The 18,956-nt window shown below is 69.3% G+C and carries 15 protein-coding genes and 4 tRNA genes; 8 read left to right on the top strand and 11 right to left on the bottom strand.

Annotated features, from left to right (window positions below):
• Positions 1 to 45 precede the first annotated feature (45 nt).
• From BZL64_RS27715 to BZL64_RS27735, 5 genes are all read right to left on the bottom strand, one after another.
• Entirely contained in the window at positions 46 to 861 is an 816-nt protein-coding gene (locus BZL64_RS27715; protein WP_086771915.1) for an ABC transporter permease, read from the bottom strand.
• Positions 858 to 1,814, bottom strand: coding sequence for an ABC transporter ATP-binding protein (locus BZL64_RS27720; protein ID WP_086771916.1), 957 nt, complete (start codon positions 1,812 to 1,814; stop codon positions 858 to 860). Before BZL64_RS27720 ends, BZL64_RS27715 begins: the two co-directional genes overlap by 4 nt.
• Positions 1,815 to 1,967: 153 nt before the next feature.
• Positions 1,968 to 2,043: transfer RNA gene (locus tag BZL64_RS27725), tRNA-Gly, on the bottom strand.
• A gap of 80 nt (positions 2,044 to 2,123) precedes the next feature.
• A tRNA-Gly gene (locus tag BZL64_RS27730) sits at positions 2,124 to 2,195 on the bottom strand.
• Positions 2,196 to 2,397: 202 nt separating this feature from the next.
• Positions 2,398 to 2,715 carry a histone-like nucleoid-structuring protein Lsr2 gene (locus BZL64_RS27735; RefSeq protein WP_086771917.1) on the bottom strand — a complete coding sequence of 106 codons (318 nt, stop codon included), beginning with the start codon at positions 2,713 to 2,715 and terminating at the stop codon, positions 2,398 to 2,400.
• Between the two features lie 362 nt (positions 2,716 to 3,077).
• On the opposite strand from BZL64_RS27735, the gene purS reads away from it, so the two are divergent.
• From purS to purM, 6 genes are all read left to right on the top strand, one after another.
• Positions 3,078 to 3,341, top strand: a complete 264-nt coding sequence (gene purS / locus BZL64_RS27740) for a phosphoribosylformylglycinamidine synthase subunit PurS (protein ID WP_003999970.1) — start codon at positions 3,078 to 3,080, stop codon at positions 3,339 to 3,341.
• Entirely contained in the window at positions 3,338 to 4,018 is a 681-nt protein-coding gene (gene purQ / locus BZL64_RS27745; protein ID WP_086771918.1) for a phosphoribosylformylglycinamidine synthase subunit PurQ, read from the top strand. Before purS ends, purQ begins: the two co-directional genes overlap by 4 nt.
• On the top strand, positions 4,015 to 6,273 hold the full coding sequence (gene purL / locus BZL64_RS27750) for a phosphoribosylformylglycinamidine synthase subunit PurL (protein WP_086771919.1): 2,259 nt from the start codon (positions 4,015 to 4,017) through the stop codon (positions 6,271 to 6,273). The genes purQ and purL overlap by 4 nt, the downstream gene beginning before the upstream one ends.
• Before the next feature lie 124 nt (positions 6,274 to 6,397).
• Entirely contained in the window at positions 6,398 to 7,195 is a 798-nt protein-coding gene (locus BZL64_RS27755; protein ID WP_086771920.1) for a maleylpyruvate isomerase family mycothiol-dependent enzyme, read from the top strand.
• 244 nt (positions 7,196 to 7,439) lie between these two features.
• On the top strand, positions 7,440 to 8,969 hold the full coding sequence (purF, locus tag BZL64_RS27760) for an amidophosphoribosyltransferase (RefSeq protein WP_086771921.1): 1,530 nt from the start codon (positions 7,440 to 7,442) through the stop codon (positions 8,967 to 8,969).
• 46 nt (positions 8,970 to 9,015) lie between these two features.
• Positions 9,016 to 10,083, top strand: coding sequence for a phosphoribosylformylglycinamidine cyclo-ligase (gene purM / locus BZL64_RS27765; protein ID WP_086771922.1), 1,068 nt, complete (start codon positions 9,016 to 9,018; stop codon positions 10,081 to 10,083).
• 87 nt (positions 10,084 to 10,170) lie between these two features.
• Here purM and BZL64_RS27770 read toward each other — a convergent pair whose 3' ends face one another.
• Positions 10,171 to 10,428, bottom strand: a complete 258-nt coding sequence (locus BZL64_RS27770; protein WP_086771923.1) for a DUF3073 domain-containing protein — start codon at positions 10,426 to 10,428, stop codon at positions 10,171 to 10,173.
• A gap of 280 nt (positions 10,429 to 10,708) precedes the next feature.
• Positions 10,709 to 11,812 carry a Leu/Phe/Val dehydrogenase gene (locus BZL64_RS27775; RefSeq protein ID WP_086771924.1) on the bottom strand — a complete coding sequence of 368 codons (1,104 nt, stop codon included), beginning with the start codon at positions 11,810 to 11,812 and terminating at the stop codon, positions 10,709 to 10,711.
• A 221-nt stretch (positions 11,813 to 12,033) separates the two neighbouring features.
• Here BZL64_RS27775 and BZL64_RS27780 point away from each other — a divergent pair, with 221 nt between their 5' ends.
• Positions 12,034 to 12,876 (top strand): DUF8083 family protein, encoded by an 843-nt coding sequence (locus BZL64_RS27780; RefSeq protein WP_086771925.1) that lies wholly within the window; start codon positions 12,034 to 12,036, stop codon positions 12,874 to 12,876.
• A gap of 547 nt (positions 12,877 to 13,423) precedes the next feature.
• Positions 13,424 to 13,630 (top strand): developmental transcriptional regulator BldC, encoded by a 207-nt coding sequence (bldC, locus tag BZL64_RS27785; protein WP_003949541.1) that lies wholly within the window; start codon positions 13,424 to 13,426, stop codon positions 13,628 to 13,630.
• Between the two features lie 429 nt (positions 13,631 to 14,059).
• Here the strand turns inward: bldC and BZL64_RS27790 are convergent, their stop codons facing one another.
• The 4 genes from BZL64_RS27790 to BZL64_RS27805 all read right to left on the bottom strand — a co-directional run bounded on the left by BZL64_RS27790 (position 14,060) and on the right by BZL64_RS27805 (position 18,913).
• Positions 14,060 to 14,263 carry a DUF6274 family protein gene (locus BZL64_RS27790; protein ID WP_086771926.1) on the bottom strand — a complete coding sequence of 68 codons (204 nt, stop codon included), beginning with the start codon at positions 14,261 to 14,263 and terminating at the stop codon, positions 14,060 to 14,062.
• Between the two features lie 313 nt (positions 14,264 to 14,576).
• Positions 14,577 to 14,651: transfer RNA gene (locus BZL64_RS27795), tRNA-Asp, on the bottom strand.
• A 95-nt stretch (positions 14,652 to 14,746) separates the two neighbouring features.
• Entirely contained in the window at positions 14,747 to 18,691 is a 3,945-nt protein-coding gene (gene hrpA, locus BZL64_RS27800; protein ID WP_086771927.1) for an ATP-dependent RNA helicase HrpA, read from the bottom strand.
• 145 nt (positions 18,692 to 18,836) lie between these two features.
• A tRNA-Phe gene (locus tag BZL64_RS27805) sits at positions 18,837 to 18,913 on the bottom strand.
• Between the last annotated feature and the right edge of the window lie 43 nt (positions 18,914 to 18,956).

Consider the following 18,956-nt stretch of genomic DNA (forward strand, 5'->3'; position numbering starts at 1 on the left):
GCTCCGCCCCGTGCATCCGCGTCTCTCCCCCGTCGCCCCGGTCCCTCAGCGCCGCGGTTCCCAGCGGAACCACCGTCGTACAGCAAACACCGCGAGCACGGTCCAGGCCAGCGCGGTCGCCAGCGCACCGAGGGCCTCGTACGCCGAGAGGTCGCCGCTCCAGCCGCCGCGGACCAGGGTGATCACCGGGCTCAGCGGCAGCAGTTCGAAGCCGGAGGCGACCCGGTCGGGCAGCAGCTCCAGCGGGACGGCCACCCCGGAGGCGACCATCGACACCAGCACGAACGGCATGGTCGTCACCTGAGCGCTCTCCACGGTCCGCGTCACACTCGCGGTGACCGCTCCCAGCGCCGAGCACATCACGAGGCCCAGCAGCACACCGAGGACGGCGAGATGGGGCGCCTCGGGGGCGGGCACGTCGAGGAAGGCCGTACAGCCCACCGCCAGCACCACGCACTGCACCAGCCCCATGGCGAACACGGGCAGCGCGGAACCGGCGATGACCTCCGTGTCCCGCAGTTCGCCGGTGCGCAGCCGCTTGAGCACGAGTTCCTCGCGCCGGGCGGTGTAGATGCCGGTGAGCGCCGAGTACACGCCGAACAGCATCGAGAACCCGATGGCCGCGGGCAGCAGCACCAGCCCGACGCTGAGCCCGGAGTCCTCGACGTTCATGTCGTCCACCACCGGCCGCAGGCTGAACGGCAGCCCGAGCGGCACCAGGACGGCCGCGATGATGGTGGCCTTGCTGCGCCCGAGCAGCGTGAGTTCGGCGCGGGCGAGGGCGGCCATCCGGCTCACGGGAGTGGTCACCGGCCCCCTGACGGAGCCGGGCGAGGACTGGGTGACCGTACCGCCGCTCATGCCGCGACCTCCTCGTTCTTCGCGGAGGCCTCGCGGGCGATGCCGAGGAACGCCTCCTCCAGCGAGGCCGACCGCAGGTCGAGCCCCCGTAGTTCCACCCCGGCCCGCTCGGCCCACACCAGCAGCCCGGTGGCCGCCCGCTGCAACTCCCGGGTCCGCAGCCGCACCAGACGTCCGTCGATCTCGTGGTCGCACACCCCGAGCGCGTCCAGCGGCGGCAGATCGCCGACGAAGTACCCGTCGGGCAGCCGGAAGGAGATCCGGGACGGCTGCTCGGCCGTCACCTCCGCGGGTGTCCCGGAGACCGCGATCCGGCCCTGGTGGAGGATGGCCAGCCGGTCGGCGAGGCCCTCCGCCTCCTCCAGGTAGTGCGTGGTCAGCAGCACCGTCGTCCCGGCGTCCCGCAGGGCGCGCACCAGGTCCCAGGTGTCGCGCCGGCCCTCGGCGTCCAGCCCGGTGGTCGGCTCGTCGAGGAACAGCACCTCCGGCTCCCCGAGCAGCGCGAGCGCCAGATCGAGCCGCCGCCGCTCACCCCCGGACAACTGCTTCACCCGTACGCCGGCCTTCCCGGCGAGCCCCACCAGCGCCAGCGCCTCCGCGACCGGCCGGGCCCCGCTGACGCAGCCCGCCCACATCCGCGCGGTCTCGGCGACGCTCAGCTCGGACGGAAAGCCGCCCTCCTGGAGCATCACCCCCGTCCGCGGCCGTACGGCGGCCCGCTCGGTGTAGGGATCGTGGCCGAGGATCCGGACCCGCCCGCCGTCGGGCCGCTCCAGTCCCTCCAGCAGTTCGACCGTGGAGGTCTTGCCGGCGCCGTTGGTGCCGAGCAAGGCGAAGACCTCCCCGCGGCCGACGTGGAAGGAGATCCCGCGGACCGCCTCGAACCCGCCCCCGTACACACGCCGGAGGTCGGTGACCTCGATCACGTGTTCATTCGTGCCCCTGGCTTCCATGACTCCAGCGTCCCGTCCGCGGGCCGCCGACGGCAGTGAGTGTTGTCATCGCTCCGCATGACAAATGTCAGAAGGGAGGGGGAGAGGACGGGCCGGGAAGAGGAAAAAGGGGGACACGCCAAAGGCCCCGGTCGATGACCGGGGCCTTTGAACTGGAGCGGACGACGAGGCTCGAACTCGCGACCTCAACCTTGGCAAGGTTGCGCTCTACCAACTGAGCTACGTCCGCATTGCATCCGACTGGCTTTCACCGGCCGGCGCGGGCACCAGCCTACCTGATCCACAAGTGTGATCGGGACGGCGATGCAGAGCGGGTGACAGGAATTGCACACTGCGCCTTCCCCCTGGAAGGGGGATGTTCTACTACTGAACTACACCCGCACGACCTCTGTGAGCTGGGCTTTTCGGCCCCGCCCCGCTGGCGTGCTCCAGACATTAGCCGACCATGTGGGGGGTAGCGCAAGTCGGTTGCCCTCGGGGCCCGCTGACGGTCCCCGAGGGCGGTGCGCGGAGGCCGTGCCTGGCCGGCGCTCACGACCCCGGCCAGGCACTCGCGCTCTGCGCGCTCACGCGCGCACCGTGCTCACTGAGCCTCGGTGAACGCCTCGTACACCTTCTTGGGGATGCGCCCGCGCGCCGGCACGTCCAGCTTGTTGGCCTGGGCCCAGGCGCGGACCGCCGCCGGGTCGGGGGCGACCTCCGTCTGCCTGTACGCCTTGCCGGACCTGGACCGCTTGCGGCCGGCGTCCACGTAGGGCGCGAGCGCCTTACGCAGTTTCCTGGCATTGGCTTCATTCAGGTCGATCTCGTACGACCTGCCGTCGAGTCCGAAGGCGATCGTTTCCGCCGCTTCCGAGCCGTCGATGTCGTCAAAGAGAGTGACCACGACCTTCTGCGCCACGAATATCGGTCCCTTCGTGCGACAGCTCTGCGATGACGTGCCAAGACGCCACGGAGATGTCGACTGTCCGCTAGTTATGGGGCAAAGTATCGGCTAATGCCATTTCATTTGTACAGTGCCCGGCAATCGAATGTGAAGCTCGACTAAATCTCTCAGCGTGTCTCAGCGCAATAGGTAGCCGGGATGCATCAGGGATCTTTCCCGGAACTTTTCGTGAACGGCCTGCTCCGTCACCTGATCCGGTACCCGATCGTGATCACGCTCACGTAGTTTCCTACAACTCTACCCGCGTAGAAATTTTGTACGGGTAGTCTGAAGACACACGCAGGAACCTGCTCAGCACCACAACACCGGGAGTGCCAGTGGCACGCGTCGTAGTCGACGTCATGCTCAAGCCGGAGATCCTCGACCCCCAGGGCCAGGCGGTGCAGCGCGCACTGCCGCGGCTGGGTTTCGAAGGCATCTCCGACGTACGTCAGGGAAAGCGATTCGAACTGGAAGTTGACGGACCGGTCGACGAGGCCGCGCTCGCCCGCATCCACGATCTTGCGGAATCCTTCCTCGCCAACACCGTGATCGAGGACTTCACCGTCAAGGTGGAGGAAGTCGCGGAGGCCGTGAAGTGACCGCTCGTATTGGCGTCGTCACTTTCCCGGGCAGTCTGGACGACCGGGACACCCAGCGCGCGATCCGACTCGCGGGCGCCGAGCCCGTCGCTCTCTGGCACAAGGACAAGGACCTCCACCAGGTCGACGCCGTGGTGCTGTGCGGCGGTTTCTCCTACGGCGACTATCTGCGCGCCGGCGCCATCGCCCGCTTCTCGCCGGTGATGGAACCGCTCATCGAGCAGGCGAAGGCCGGACTGCCGGTCCTCGGCATCTGCAACGGCTTCCAGATCCTCACGGAGGCGCACCTCCTCCCGGGAGCGATGCTCGGCAACGACCACCTCCACTTCATCTGCCGCGACCAGAAGCTGCGGGTGGAGAACGCGGACACCGCCTGGACGACCGACTACACGGCCGGCCAGGAGATCCACATCCCGCTGAAGAACATGGACGGCCGGTACGTCGCCGACGAGTACACCCTCGACAAGCTCGAGGCCGAGGGCCGGGTCGCCTTCCGCTACCTGGGCCTCAACCCCAACGGTTCGCTCCGCGACATCGCCGGAATCAGCAACGAGGCCGGGAACGTCGTAGGCCTCATGCCGCACCCGGAGCACGCCGTCGAGCCGCTCATCGGCTCCGGCCGCACCGACGGCCTGCCCTTCTTCACCTCGATCCTCAAGAAGCTGGTCAACGCATGAGCCGGACGCCTCTGGACACGGTCGAGCACGCGACCGCTACCCCCGACGTCGAGCTGCCCTGGGCCGAACTCGGTCTGAAGAAGGACGAGTACGAGCGGGTGGTGGAGATCCTCGGCCGCCGCCCCACCGGCGCCGAACTCGCCATGTACTCGGTCATGTGGTCCGAGCACTGCTCGTACAAGTCCTCCAAGGTCCACCTCCGCCAGTTCGGCGAGAAGGCCCCCCAGTCCGACGCCATGCTCGTCGGCATCGGCGAGAACGCGGGCGTGGTGGACGTCGGCCAGGGTTACGCGGTGACCTTCAAGGTCGAGTCGCACAACCACCCGTCGTACGTCGAGCCCTACCAGGGTGCCGCGACCGGTGTCGGCGGCATCGTCCGCGACATCATCGCGATGGGCGCCCGCCCGGTGGCCGTGGTCGACCCGCTGCGCTTCGGCGCGGCCGACCACCCCGACACCAAGCGCGTCCTGCCCGGCGTCGTGGCCGGCATCGGCGGCTACGGCAACTGCCTCGGCCTGCCCAACATCGGCGGCGAGGTCGTCTTCGACGCCTGCTACCAGGGCAACCCGCTGGTCAACGCCGGTGCGATCGGCGTCATGCGGCACGAGGACATCCACCTCGCGAAGGCGTCCGGCGCGGGCAACAAGGTCATCCTGTACGGCGCCCGGACCGGCGGCGACGGCATCGGCGGCGCCTCCATCCTGGCCTCGGAGACCTTCGACGACGCCAAGCCGTCGAAGCGTCCGGCCGTCCAGGTCGGCGACCCCTTCCAGGAGAAGCTCCTCATCGAGTGCACCCTGGAGGCGTTCGCCGAGAAGCTGGTCGTCGGCATCCAGGACCTCGGCGCGGCGGGCCTGTCCTGCGCGACGAGCGAGCTGGCCTCCAACGGCTCCGGCGGCATGCGCGTGACGCTGGACGACGTACCGCTGCGCGACTCCACGCTCTCGCCCGAGGAAATCCTCATGAGCGAGTCGCAGGAACGCATGTGCGCGGTCGTGGAGCCGGCGAAGGTCGACCGCTTCCTGGAGATCTGCGACAAGTGGGACGTCATCGCCACCGTCATCGGTGAGGTGACCGACGGCGACCGCCTGGAGATCTACTGGCACGGCGGCAAGATCGTCGACGTCGACCCGCGCACGGTCGCCCACGACGGCCCGGTCTACGAGCGCCCGTACGCCCGCCCGGACTGGCAGGACGCCCTCCAGGCCGACGACGCGAACAAGCTGCCCAGGCCGGCCACGGGCGAGGAGCTGAGGGACCAGGTCCTGAAGCTGGTGTCCTCCCCCAACCAGGCCTCCAAGAAGTGGATCACGTCCCAGTACGACCACTTCGTGCAGGGCAACACGGTGCTGGCCCAGCCCGAGGACTCGGGCATTATCCGCATCGACGAGGAGACCGGCCTCGGCGTCGCCATCGCGACCGACGGCAACGGCCGGTACACGAAGCTGGACCCGTACCACGGCGCCCAGCTCGCGCTGTCCGAGGCGTACCGCAACGTGGCGACGACCGGCGCCAAGCCGCTCGCCGTCTCCGACTGCCTGAACTTCGGCTCGCCCGAGGACCCGGCCGTCATGTGGCAGTTCGCGGAGGCCATCCGCGGCCTCGCCGACGCCTGCCAGCAGCTCGGCACCCCGGTGACCGGCGGCAATGTCTCCCTCTACAACCAGACGGGCGAGGCGGCCATCCACCCGACCCCGGTCGTCGCGGTCCTCGGAGTCATCGACGACGTGGCCCGGCGCACCCCGGTCGCCTTCCGCGAGGAGGGCCAGCTGCTGTACCTCCTCGGCGACACCCGTGAGGAGTTCGGCGGCTCGGCCTGGTCCCAGGTCATCCACGACCACCTCGGCGGACTGCCCCCGAAGGTCGACCTGGAGCGCGAGCGCCTGCTCGCCGAGATCCTGATCTCGGCCTCCCGCGACGGCATGATCGACGCCGCGCACGACCTGTCCGACGGCGGTCTGATCCAGGCCGTGGTCGAGTCGGCGCTGCTCGGCGACAAGGGCGCCCGCCTGGTCGTCCCGGACGGCCTGGACGCGTTCACCTTCCTCTTCTCGGAGTCGGCGGGCCGCGCGGTCGTCGCCGTCCCGCGCTCGGAGGAACTGCGCTTCACCGACATGTGCGGTGCCCGCGGTCTGCCGGTCACCCGCATCGGTGTCGTCGACGGTGACACGGTCGACGTCCAGGGCGAGTTCGCCCTGCCGCTGACCGAACTGCGCACCGCGCACGAGGAGACGATCCCGGCGCTGTTCGCGTAACCGAGGGCGCCCGTACGCCCCAGGGCCCGTACGACGCCGAAGCCCCCGTCCGGAAGCGCCCGACGCGCTTCCGGACGGGGGCTCCCCGCTTCGCGGGCCGCGTCCGCCGCCTAGGCTGCTGCGCATGCCACCGGCCAGGAAGCGCTCCCGCGCCTATGACCCCGTCAGGACCCGCACCGCCGTGTTCTCCCAGCTCGGCCACGTGAGGGAAGCCGTCCGCACGCTCACCCCCGGGCAACTCGCGCTGCCGACGCGGCTGGGGGAGTGGACCGTACGGGAGCTGGTCGCGCACATCGGGATGGCCGTCACGGCGGTCGGGCGGTCGCTCGATCTGCCGGAGCCGGCGAAGCCGGACGCCACGGTGCTCGACTGGCCGTTCGCGACGTCCGTGAGCGCCCCGGCCATCGACGCCTTCACCCGGCGGCTGGCCGCGGAACACCCGGACCTGGACGCCTACCTCGCGGGCGTGGAAGAGGCCCTCGCCGGACAACTGGACGCCCACCCGGGCTCCCGGCTGCTGGAGACGAACGCCGGCGCGCTGCCGCTGGCCGACTACCTGGTCACCCGCACCGTCGAACTCGTCGTCCACACCGACGACCTCAACGCGGCCGTCCCCGGCCTGGACATCCCCTACGACCGCCAGGCCCTCGCCGCCGCCACCCGCCTGCTGGCCGACGCGCTGGCCGTGAAGGCGCCCGGCGGCTCCACCGAGGTGCGCATCCCGCCGTACGCCGTCGTGCAGTGCGTCGAGGGCCCCCGGCACACCCGTGGCACCCCGCCCAACGTCGTGGAGACCGACCCGCTGACCTGGGTACGGCTGGCCTCCGGGCGGCTCACCTGGAAGCGGGCCGTCGAGGACGCGAAGGTCGCCGCGAGCGGGGAGCGGGCGGACCTCGCGGAGCTGCTGCCGCTGATGTCCTGACGCCGTGGACGCCCGGCGGATGGCCAGCGGATGCCTAATGGTGTGCGACAGCTCACTCATGCCCGCGGACCGAGACGCGGCACGGAGCCCGACGCGGCGCCGCCGTCCGCCGAGTGGATCACCGAAAGTAGGCGTTGACCTGCGAGGATGAGTCGATCGCGGTCGCCCCGAGAGGCTCAAGATCTACTTACTCGTGAGTATCCCCAATTCGGACCAGTGGTCGATCTCGCCTACACTCGATGACGTGCCACGTGGTGACGGTCGACTCAGTCATGATCTGCTCCCCGGCGAGAAGGGCCCCCAGGACGCTTGCGGCGTCTTCGGGGTCTGGGCCCCCGGTGAAGAGGTCGCCAAGCTCACTTACTTCGGGCTCTACGCCCTCCAGCATCGAGGCCAGGAATCCGCGGGAATCGCGGTCAGCAACGGCTCTCAGATCCTCGTCTTCAAGGACATGGGACTCGTCTCCCAGGTCTTCGACGAGACCTCGCTCGGTTCGCTCCAGGGTCATATCGCGGTCGGTCACGCCCGCTACTCGACCACCGGCGCCTCCGTGTGGGAGAACGCCCAGCCGACGTTCCGCGCCACCGCGCACGGTTCCATCGCGCTCGGGCACAACGGCAACCTCGTCAACACCGCCCAGCTCGCCGAGATGGTCGCCGACCTGCCCAAGCAGGAGGGCGGCCGCACCCCGCGCGTCGCGGCGACCAACGACACCGACCTGCTCACCGCGCTCCTGGCGGCCCAGGTCGACGAGGACGGCAAGCCCCTGACCATCGAGGAGGCCGCCCACTCGGTCCTCCCGAAGGTCCGCGGCGCCTTCTCGCTCGTCTTCATGGACGAGCACACCCTGTACGCCGCCCGCGACCCGCAGGGCATCCGCCCGCTGGTCCTCGGCCGCCTGGAGCGCGGCTGGGTCGTCGCCTCGGAGTCCGCCGCCCTCGACATCTGTGGCGCCGCGTACGTCCGCGAGATCGAGCCGGGCGAGTTCGTCGCCATCGACGAGAACGGCCTGCGCACCTCCCGATTCGCGGAAGCGAAGCCCAAGGGCTGCATCTTCGAGTACGTCTACCTGGCCCGCCCGGACACCGACATCGCCGGCCGGAACGTGTACCTCTCCCGCGTGGAGATGGGCCGCAAACTCGCCAAGGAAGCCCCGGCCGAGGCCGACCTGGTCATAGCGACCCCGGAATCGGGCACCCCGGCCGCCATCGGCTACGCGGAAGCCTCCGGCATCCCCTTCGGCGCCGGCCTGGTCAAGAACGCCTACGTGGGCCGGACCTTCATCCAGCCCTCGCAGACCATCCGCCAGCTGGGCATCCGCCTGAAGCTGAACCCGCTCAAGGAAGTCATCAAGGGCAAGCGCCTGGTCGTCGTCGACGACTCGATCGTGCGCGGCAACACCCAGCGCGCCCTGGTCCGCATGCTCCGCGAGGCCGGCGCCGCCGAGGTCCACATCCGGATCTCCTCGCCGCCCGTGAAGTGGCCCTGCTTCTTCGGCATCGACTTCGCCACCCGCGCCGAGCTGATCGCCAACGGCATGTCGATCGAAGAGATCGGCACCTCGCTCGGCGCCGACTCCCTGGCGTACATCTCCATCGACGGCATGATCGAGGCGACCACCATCGCCAAGCCGAACCTCTGCCGCGCCTGCTTCGACGGCGAGTACCCGATGGATCTGCCCGACCCCGAGCTGCTCGGCAAGCAGCTCCTGGAAACGGAGCTGGCCGCCGGCCCGGCCGCGACGGCCGCCGCCGACGCGATCCGCCGCCCGTAGTCGGTCCCGTCCTACCTGCCGTACGACACGAAAGTTCTCACCTCCCATGTCTGAGACAACTGGTGCCAGCTACGCAGCTGCGGGCGTCGACATCGAAGCGGGCGACCGCGCCGTGGAACTCATGAAGGAGTGGGTGAAGAAGACGCGGCGCCCCGAGGTCCTCGGCGGCCTCGGCGGTTTCGCCGGCCTCTTCGACGCCTCCGCCCTCAAGCACTACGAGCGTCCCCTGCTCGCCTCCGCCACCGATGGCGTCGGCACCAAGGTCGACATCGCCCGGCAGCTGGGCGTCTACGACACCATCGGCCACGACCTTGTCGCCATGGTCATGGACGACATCGTGGTGTGCGGCGCCGAGCCGCTGTTCATGACCGACTACATCTGTGTCGGCAAGGTCCACCCCGAGCGTGTCGCGGCCATCGTCAAGGGCATCGCCGAAGGCTGTGTCCTGGCCGGCTGTGCCCTGGTCGGCGGCGAGACTGCCGAGCACCCGGGCCTGCTGGGTCCGGACGACTTCGACGTCGCGGGCGCCGGCACGGGTGTCGTGGAGGCCGACCGGCTGCTGGGCCCCGACCGCATCCGCTCCGGGGACGCGGTGATCGCCATGGCGGCCTCCGGTCTTCACTCCAACGGGTACTCGCTGGTCCGCCACGTGCTCCTGAACCAGGCCGGCCTCGCCCTGGAGGCGCGCGTCGAGGAGTTCGGCCGTACCCTCGGCGAGGAGCTGCTGGAGCCGACGAAGATCTACTCGCTGGACTGCCTGGCCCTCACCCGCACGACGGACGTCCACGCCTTCTCGCACGTGACCGGCGGCGGACTCGCGGCCAACCTGGCCCGGGTCGTCCCCGACGGCCTGCACGCGATCGTGGACCGCTCCACCTGGACCCCGGCGCCGATCTTCGACCTCGTCGGCCGGACCGGCAGGGTCGAGCGCCTGGAGCTGGAGAAGACCCTGAACATGGGCGTGGGCATGATCGCCATCGTCCCGGAGGAGTCCGCGGACGTGGCGCTGACCACGCTGGCCGACCGCGGGGTCGAGGCGTGGGTCGCGGGCGAGATCACCGACCGCGGGGAGCACACGAGTGGTGCGGCCCTGGTCGGGGACTACGCCGGCTGAGACCCGTACACGGGCTGAAACCCTGTGCGCAGCACAAGACCCGGTCGGTGACCGAAGTCACCGACCGGGTGAGTGCTCGAAGCAAGGTCAAGCGCCGCGACGGTGTTGGTGCGAGGAGTCCTCGTCCTCGTCCTCGTCGTCGTCCCCGTACAGCTCGGCGTACCGTGCGTACGGGTCGTCGTCCTGCTCATCGTCATCATCCTCGAACGGTTCCCCATTCGGCGGAACGTTCGATGGCGATGCGCCCAGCTCTTCGGCCAGGCGTGAGAGATCAGTCCCGCCGCTGTTGTACTTCAGCTGGCGGGCGACCTTCGCTTGCTTGGCCTTGGCCCGGCCGCGCCCCATGGCTCGACCCCCTCAACGACGGGGCTCGACGGCCCCAGAGTCTTGACACGCGTTCATGGTCCGGAACGGACTCTCCGCAGAGAGGCCGGTCCGTAGGGCTTCCACGGTACCTGAGCCCGAACCCATACGGTACGTCGCCCGTAGCACGCGCGTGTGCACAGAACCTTCGAGGCGCCCTGTCCTCGCTGGTCAGTGGCGATTTTAACCACTTATTGGCGGGCGACCCGCCGGGAAGGGTGAGAGTTCTCTCGAACTTTCTCCCGGCGGGTACCGAACGGACTCACCAGCCGCGCGCCTGAGCCGCCTCGTGCATGCGCTGTTCGGCGATCCGGTCGGCCGCCGCGGCCGGCGGAATCCCGTCCGTCTTCGCACGTGCGAATATGGCCAGCGTGGTGTCGAAGATCTTCGCGGCCTTCGCCTTGCACCGCTCGAAGTCGAACCCGTGCAGCTCGTCGGCGACCTGGATGACCCCGCCGGCGTTCACCACGTAGTCCGGCGCGTAGAGGATCCCGCGGTCGGCGAGGTCCTTCTCGACTCCCGGGTGGGCGAGCTGGTTGTTGGCCGCCCCGCACACGATCCGCGCGGTCAGCACCGGCACCGAGTCGTCGCTCAGCGCCCCGCCCAGCGCGCAGGGGGCGTAGATGTCGAGCCCCTCGGTCCGGATCAGCGCCTCGGTGTCCGCCACCGCCGTCACACCCTCGGGATGCCGGTCGAGGATCCGGCGTACGGCCTCCTCGCGCACGTCCGTGATCACGACCTGGGCGCCCTCGTCCAGCAGGTGCTCCACCAGGTGGTGGCCGACCTTGCCCACGCCCGCGACGCCGACCGTGCGGCCGCGCAGCGACGGGTCGCCCCACAGGTGCTGGGCGCTGGCCCGCATGCCCTGGTAGACGCCGAAGGCGGTCAGCACCGACGAGTCGCCCGCGCCGCCGTTCTCCGGCGAGCGCCCGGTCGTCCAGCGGCACTCGCGCGCCACGACGTCCATGTCGGCGACATAGGTGCCGACGTCGCAGGCGGTCACGTACCGCCCACCGAGAGAGGCCACGAAACGGCCGTACGCGAGCAGCAGCGCTTCGGTCTTGATCGTGTCGGGATCGCCGATGATCACGGCCTTGCCGCCGCCGTGGTCCAGCCCGGCCATGGCGTTCTTGTACGACATCCCGCGCGCGAGGTTCAGCGCGTCGGCGACGGCCTCCTCCTCGGAGGCGTACGGGTAGAAGCGCGTACCGCCCAGGGCGGGGCCCAGGGCGGTGGAGTGGAGGGCGATGACGGCCTTCAGGCCGCTGGCACGGTCCTGGCAGAGCACGACTTGCTCATGACCACCCTGGTCGGAGTGGAAGAGGGTGTGCAGCACATGATCAGGGGCGCCGGATACGTCGGTCACTGTGGTGACTCCTGGGTAACTAGCGGCGGGCGGGACGGAGGCTCCCGTACGGGTGGCGGGGCCTGTGGGATGAGCGTAGAGCCTGCGCGGCCCGCCGAACGCGTCGTGTTGCGGATCACCTCCTCGCGGAGTACACCCGTGCGACGATCTGCATGTTTTCCGGACCCTTCACCAGGTGTCCCGGAAGGTTTCCCGGACGGCCCAAGGGGGAGGGAGCAGGCGTGCCTCAGGTGTCCTCGGTGATCGTCCCGTACGCGGCCTATCTGCGCGTGTACGAGCCGCTGGCCGCCTTCCCGGAGCCGGAGCGCGACCACTGGGCGCGCTACGCCCGCCGCCCCGACCGCCCCACCTACCAGGACGAGCTGCGCCGCTCGCTGGCCGATCTGCTGCCCACCCCGCCGATCGCCGTGCCGGTGCACGAGAGCGGCGACGCGTTCGTGGCCGATGTGGACGGGGTCGTCTGCGTCTGCCCCTGGCGGACCAGGCTGCGCGGCTGGCAGGCCCTGGGGGAGCTGGGCGACGAACTGCCCGGTCCGGTGCTGGACGCGGTCCTGCCGCCCCTGGTCCGCCTCCAGGCCGCCCAGGACTACGAGCGCTGGCTGGCCCGCAACCCCGACGCCCGCCCCTGGATCCGCACGGCGGCCTGGCAGATCCCGCTGCACTGGTTCGTGCTCCTGTCCGACGAGGAGCGCGAGTACGAGAAGGGGACCGCCGAGCAGGCCCCCGTGCTGCGCTACCGCACGCCGATGGTGCAGGCCCGCCGCAGGGTGGCGCGGGGCCTGCGCGCCCTCAAGGACGCCATGGACGAGGGGCCGCTCATCGACGGGCTGGTGGACGTGGGTCGCTGGCTGGAGGAGTTCCACCCGCGTTCGCTGGTGGAACTGGACTACGGCGGGCTCGTCCACGCCCTGCCGGCCGGTGATCTGGAAAGCGATCACTCGGCGGCCGACGTCGCCGCCGGCATCGACGCCCTGCGGCGCGGGGACGGCCCCGCGGCGGGCGAGGCCTACGCCAGGCTCGCGGAGCGCTGGCGGACGGTACGGGACCGGCGCTCGGCGAACTGACGGTGTGACAGACGCGACAGGTGCTTCCATCGTGACCTGCGTCACGGTCATATGCCCTCGAACAGCGTACGGTCAGCGCACTTCACGGAACTGACGGGACGTAGGTCCCGATCCGGGCTTTTGTCGCAAGGGTGACGGACCGCACGTACACGGCCCTTGCGCCGCTTGCCCCTCCTCGTGCCAAAATAGGACAAGGAGTCCGGGGAGGACTCCTCCGTCCACTTGTGCTCCATCGTGGGGGGAATCTCAGCATTGCGACTCTTTGGGGGGTCTGGTGCCTCCTGATCGCCGTGTGACTGATCGTCACACCGGCGTGACTGTCCGCTATGGCACGGTCCATCGGCTTCCGTCGCCGATGAACACCTGGGGGGCAATTCCATCGGTTTGGCCGACGCGGCTGGACGGATGGTGTAGTTGTAGTGCCGAGGACAAGCCGTTCGTCCTATAACCGACTCGACTCGCGTCCGCCATTTCGGGCAACGCGGGTCAAGGTGCAGAATTTAGAGGAAAGAACCGAGAAGGTTCGGTTCTCCCGAGGAGGCCGCTCATGACCGCTCGCACCCCTGATGCTGAGCCGCTGCTGACCCCGGCTGAGGTTGCCACCATGTTCCGTGTTGACCCCAAGACGGTCACACGCTGGGCCAAGGCCGGCAAGCTCACGTCGATCCGCACGCTCGGCGGACACCGCCGTTACCGCGAGGCTGAGGTTCGCGCACTGCTCGCGGGTATTCCGCAGCAGCGCAGCGAAGCCTGAGCAACTGAACAACCGGACATCAACACCGCAGGTCCCCCAATCTGCCGAGATGTCCGACCCCTGGCTCCAAGCGACGCGGGTCCTGCCCCAACAGGCCCGTAGCCCCACACGGTGCGTCGTCGATCGCGCTGGACTCCGCCGAGTCCGGCGCGATCTTTTTTGTGCGCCCGGGGCGACTCTGCGGGTGCGCTCCGTGCGCGTCCTTGTCGAAGTCTGGGGTGCCCTGTGGAGGGCTGTCGGATCCGCTGTGGGGGGCCTCTGGGGGATCCGTGGGGGTGCCCTGCGGAGTGGTGCAATTGCACATATTAAATTGACTAGTTGTAGGTAGTGGGTAAGAACCCACCTTCCCAAAACTCATGCAGTGACACCCGTCACATGCCACTGGCCTTGTTGCCGCCGACACGTGTGCGCTAATGGCGCCCTCAAGGGTCAGGCCATGTACGGCTGTTCGTCCTCGTCGGCCTCGCGCGGCGCCCCCGTGGGCTCCTCGGCGGCCTGGGCGGTGCCGTCCGCCACCAGCCGCTGAAGACGGCGGCAGACGGGGCAGTGGTGGGTCCGGTGCCGGTAGGACGACGCGGCCGACAGATGCGCGCGGAGCAACGCCCGCGTCTCGTGCCCGGCCGATGCCGTCATACGCCACCTCCAGTGGAGCCTCCGGGGGAGCACAGCCCTGAACTTCTGGGGTACCGGCCGAAGGTGACGCCGTCAAGGCCACGCCAGGCATACGAGAAGAGCCCGGATCCGAAGATCCGGGCTCGACACATGGAAGAAGGACCCGCATCCACTGGATGCGGGTCCTTCTTCGATCTGTGCGGTCCTGACGGGATTTGCTGTACCCGATTGCGGCTGCGCCGCGGGCGCGGCCTCCACCTTGACAGGGTTGTCAGCGGGTGGGGGACGCGAAGAAGGCCCGCACCCAGTGGGTGCGGGCCTTCTTCTATCGATGCGGTCCTGACGGGATTTGAACCCGCGGCCTCCACCTTGACAGGGTGGCGAGCACTCCAAACTGCTCCACAGGACCAGGTTTTGCGGCACATTTTGTTGCGCTGTGCTGCGAGACGAGACTCTACAGGAGGGTGGCCCGCCTGGTCGAACTCACCCTCCGTGCGGGAGATGTCACGGTGCGGCCGCGTCGATCGCCTTCACGATCCGCTTGTCGGAGACGGGGTACGCCGTGCCCAGCGCGTGGGCGAAGTAGCTCACCCGCAGCTCCTCGATCATCCACCGGATGTCCAGTACCGAGGACGGCACCGGGCGGCCCGCGGGCAGCTGCTCCAGCAGCCAGGCGTACTCGTCCTGCATCTCGTGGACCTTCTCCATGCGGGCGGTGTCCCGCTGGGCGTTGGTCGGCATCTGCTGCAGGCGCCGGTCCGCGGCCACGAGGTAGCGCATCAGGTCGGGCATCCGGCGCAGCCCCGCCCACGTCACGAAGCCGGGCCGTACGAGCGCGTCCAGCTGTTTGCGTACGTCCGCCAGGTTCGCCAGCAGCGAGGGGCTGCGTACGCCCTTCAGGCGTCGTTCGCAGGACTGCCAGGCCGCCAGGACCTGCTGCACCTGACCGACCGTCCGCACGGTCGTGTCGACGATCTCCGCCCGCACCTTTTCGTACAGCTTCCGGTACGACTCCTCGTCCCACGCCGGTCCGCCGAAGTCGCCGATCAGCTTGTCCGCCGCGGCCATCGCGCAGTCGTCGAAGAGGGCCTGGACGGAGCCGTGCGGATTCGCGGACAGGGCGAGCTTGTGGGCGTTCGTCAGCTTCTCGGACGCGAACTTCGCCGGGTTGACCGGGATGTTGCGCAGGATCAGCCGGCGGGTGCCCTTCCACATCGCCTCGGCCTGCTCCTCCTCCGTGTCGAAGAGGCGGACGGAGACGGTGTCGCCGTCGTCGACCAGCGCCGGGTACGCCTTGACCGGCTGGCCGGCCCGGCGGGTCTCGAAGACGCGGGTGAGCGTGCCGATCGTCCAGTCGGTCAGGCCGGAGCGCTCCAGCGACTCGCCGCCCTCCCGCTCGGCGATGGCCGCGGCGGCCTGGGAGATGGCCTGGCGGGCCTTGGGCTTCAGCCGCAGCTTCAGCGCCTGAAGGTCCTTGTCCTCGGCCAGCTTGCGGCGCCGCTCGTCGACGATCCGGAAGGTGATCTTCAGGTGGTCGGGGAGGCGGGACCAGTCGAAGTCCTCGGCCTCGAAGGGGACGCCGACCATCCGCTTGAGGTCGCGGGCCATCGCCGTCGTCAGCGGTTCCCGCAACGGCACCGCCTGGTCCAGGAACCGCTGCGCGAAGTTCGGCGCCGGCACGTAGTTGCGGCGGATCGGCTTCGGCAGGGAACGGATCAGCTCGGTGACGACCTCCTCGCGCAGGCCCGGGATCTGCCAGTCGAAGCCCTCGTCCGTGACCTGGTTGAGGACCTGGAGCGGGACGTGGACGGTCACGCCGTCCGCGTCGGCGCCCGGCTCGAACTGGTAGGTCACCCGGAACTTCAGCGGACCCTGCCGCCAGGTGTCCGGATAGTCGTCCTTGGTGACCGCGCCGGCCGACTCCCGGATGAGCATCTCCCGCTCGAAGTCCAGGAAGTCGGGCTGCTCGTGCCGCTTGTGCTTCCACCAGGAGTCGAAGTGGGCGCCGGACACGACATGGTCGGGCACCCGCTGGTCGTAGAAGTCGTACAGCGTCTCGTCGTCGACGACGATGTCCCTGCGCCGGGCCCGGTGCTCCAACTCCTCGACCTCGCTGAGGAGTTTGCGGTTGTCGGCGAAGAACTTGTGGTGCGTGCGCCAGTCGCCCTCGACGAGCGCGTTACGGATGAACAGCTCGCGTGAGGCCTCCGGGTCGATCCGCCCGTAGTTCACCTTGCGCTGGGCGATGATCGGCACGCCGTACAGCGTGACCTTCTCCAGCGCCATCACCGCGGCCTGGTCCTTCTCCCAGTGCGGCTCGCTGTACGTCCGCTTCAGGAGGTGCTCGGCGAGCGGCTCGACCCATTCGGGCTCGATCTTGGCGTTGACGCGCGCCCAGAGGCGGCTCGTCTCCACCAGTTCCGCCGACATGACGAACCGGGGCTGCTTCTTGAACAGCGCCGAGCCGGGGAAGAGCGCGAACTTGGCGCTCCGGGCGCCCAGATACTCGTTCTTGTTGCCTTCCTTGACGTCCTTCATCCCGATGTGGGACAGCAGGCCGGCGAGGAGCGAGACATGGATGCTGTCGCCGGCGGCGTCCCGCTCGTCGAGGTGGATGCCCAGCTGTTTGGCGACGGTCCGCAGCTGCGAGTAGATGTCCTGCCACTCGCGGATGCGCAGGAAGTTCAGGTACTCCTGCTTGCACATCCGGCGGAACGACGACGAGCCGCGCTCCTTCTGCTGCTCGCGGATGTACCGCCACAGGTTGAGGTACGCGAGGAAGTCGCTGGTCTCGTCCTTGAAGCGGGCGTGCTGCTGGTCGGCCTGGGTCTGCTTGTCGGCCGGGCGCTCGCGCGGGTCCTGGATGGACAGCGCGGCGGCTATCACCATGACCTCGCGGACACAGCCGTTCTTGTCGGCCTCCAGGACCATCCGGGCCAGCCGCGGGTCCACGGGCAGCTGGGCCAGCTTGCGGCCGGTCTCCGTGAGCCGCCTGCGCGGGTCCTTCTGCGCCGGGTCCAGGGCGCCCAGCTCCTGGAGGAGCTGCACGCCGTCCCGGATGTTGCGGTGGTCCGGCGGGTCGATGAACGGGAACTTCTCGATCTCGCCCAGCCCGGCCGCGGTCATCTGGAGGATGACGCTCGCCAGGTTGGTCCGCAGGATCTCCGCGTCCGTGAACTCGGGCCGGGCGAGGAAGTCGTCCTCGCTGTAGAGCCGGATGCAGATGCCGTCGGAGGTACGGCCGCAGCGGCCCTTGCGCTGGTTGGCGCTGGCCTGCGAGATCGCCTCGATCGGCAGCCGCTGCACCTTGGTGCGATGGCTGTACCGGCTGATCCTGGCGAATCCGGGGTCGATGACGTACTTGATGCCCGGAACGGTCAGCGAGGTCTCGGCGACGTTGGTCGCGAGAACGATCCTGCGCCCGGTGTGCTGCTGGAACACCCGATGCTGTTCGGCGTGCGAGAGGCGGGCGTACAGCGGCAGCACCTCGGTGAACCGGTACTGCTTCTTCTCCAGCGCGTCCGCGGTGTCCCGGATCTCCCGCTCACCGGAGAGGAAGACGAGGATGTCGCCCTTCCCCTCCCCCATCAGCTCGTCGACGGCGTCCGTGATCGCGGTGATCTGGTCGCGGTCGGCGTCCTCGGACTCCTCCTCCAGGAGCGGCCGGTAACGCACCTCCACGGGGTACGTCCGCCCGCTGACCTCGATGATCGGCGCCTCACCGAAGTGCCGGGAGAACCGCTCGGGGTCGATCGTGGCCGAGGTGATGATGACCTTCAGGTCGGGGCGCCTCGGCAGCAGCTGGGCGAGGTAGCCCAGCAGGAAGTCGATGTTGAGGGACCGCTCGTGGGCCTCGTCGATGATGATCGTGTCGTAGGCGCGCAGCTCGCGGTCGGTCTGGATCTCCGCGAGCAGGATGCCGTCCGTCATCAGTTTCACGAAGGTGGCGTCCGGGTTCACCTGGTCGGTGAACCGCACCTTCCAGCCGACGGCCTCGCCGAGCGGCGAGCGCAGCTCCTCGGCCACCCGTTCGGCCACCGTCCGGGCGGCGATCCGGCGCGGCTGGGTGTGCCCGATCATCCCGCGGACGCCCCGGCCCAGCTCCAGACAGATCTTCGGGATCTGCGTCGTCTTGCCGGACCCGGTCTCACCGGCCACGATCACGACCTGGTGGTCGCGGATGGCCTCCGCGATCACGTCCTTCTTCTGGCTGACCGGCAGCTGTTCGGGATAGGTGACCGCGGGCATACGGGTGCGCCGCGCGCCCATCCGTTCCTCGGCGGTCGCGACCTCGGCCTCGATCTCGGCGAGGACGGCGGCTCGCGCCTGAGGGTTGCGGATCTTGCGCGCGCCTTCGAGCCTGCGCCCGAGCCGGTGCGCATCACGCAGGGACAGCTCGGCCAGACGGGGGGCGAGAACGCCGAGGGCGGGGGCAGGGTGCGTAGACATACGGGATCCAGGATCTCATCCCGCGGAAAAACGTGGCGAGTGCTTTTGCCGGGGGCGGCGCCGACGGCGTTCGGCGCGGTCGCGGGGGAGGTGGTGGGGAACCACGAAAAGGGCCCCGATCCGAAGATCGGGGCCCTTTTCGATGTGGTGGCTGGGGCCGGGGTCGAACCGGCGACCTATCGCTTTTCAGGCGATCGCTCGTACCAACTGAGCTACCCAGCCACGGAGTTCACGAGGAACTCCAGCGGTCCTGACGGGATTTGAA

It is taken from the genome of Streptomyces bobili (genome assembly GCF_002154575.1).
In the GTDB taxonomy this organism is placed as follows: Bacteria; Actinomycetota; Actinomycetes; order Streptomycetales; family Streptomycetaceae; genus Streptomyces; species Streptomyces bobili.

What these genes read in the sequence shown, in the direction of transcription:
- BZL64_RS27715 (WP_086771915.1), bottom strand. Translation starts at nt 861, where the DNA reads ATGAGCGGCGGTACGGTCACCCAGTCCTCGCCCGGCTCCGTCAGGGGG.
- BZL64_RS27720 (WP_086771916.1), bottom strand. Translation starts at nt 1,814, where the DNA reads ATGGAAGCCAGGGGCACGAATGAACACGTGATCGAGGTCACCGACCTC.
- purL (WP_086771919.1), top strand. Translation starts at nt 4,015, where the DNA reads ATGAGCCGGACGCCTCTGGACACGGTCGAGCACGCGACCGCTACCCCC.
- BZL64_RS27755 (WP_086771920.1), top strand. Translation starts at nt 6,398, where the DNA reads ATGCCACCGGCCAGGAAGCGCTCCCGCGCCTATGACCCCGTCAGGACC.
- purM (WP_086771922.1), top strand. Translation starts at nt 9,016, where the DNA reads ATGTCTGAGACAACTGGTGCCAGCTACGCAGCTGCGGGCGTCGACATC.
- BZL64_RS27770 (WP_086771923.1), bottom strand. Translation starts at nt 10,428, where the DNA reads ATGGGGCGCGGCCGGGCCAAGGCCAAGCAAGCGAAGGTCGCCCGCCAG.
- bldC (WP_003949541.1), top strand. Translation starts at nt 13,424, where the DNA reads ATGACCGCTCGCACCCCTGATGCTGAGCCGCTGCTGACCCCGGCTGAG.
- BZL64_RS27790 (WP_086771926.1), bottom strand. Translation starts at nt 14,263, where the DNA reads ATGACGGCATCGGCCGGGCACGAGACGCGGGCGTTGCTCCGCGCGCAT.
- hrpA (WP_086771927.1), bottom strand. Translation starts at nt 18,691, where the DNA reads ATGTCTACGCACCCTGCCCCCGCCCTCGGCGTTCTCGCCCCCCGTCTG.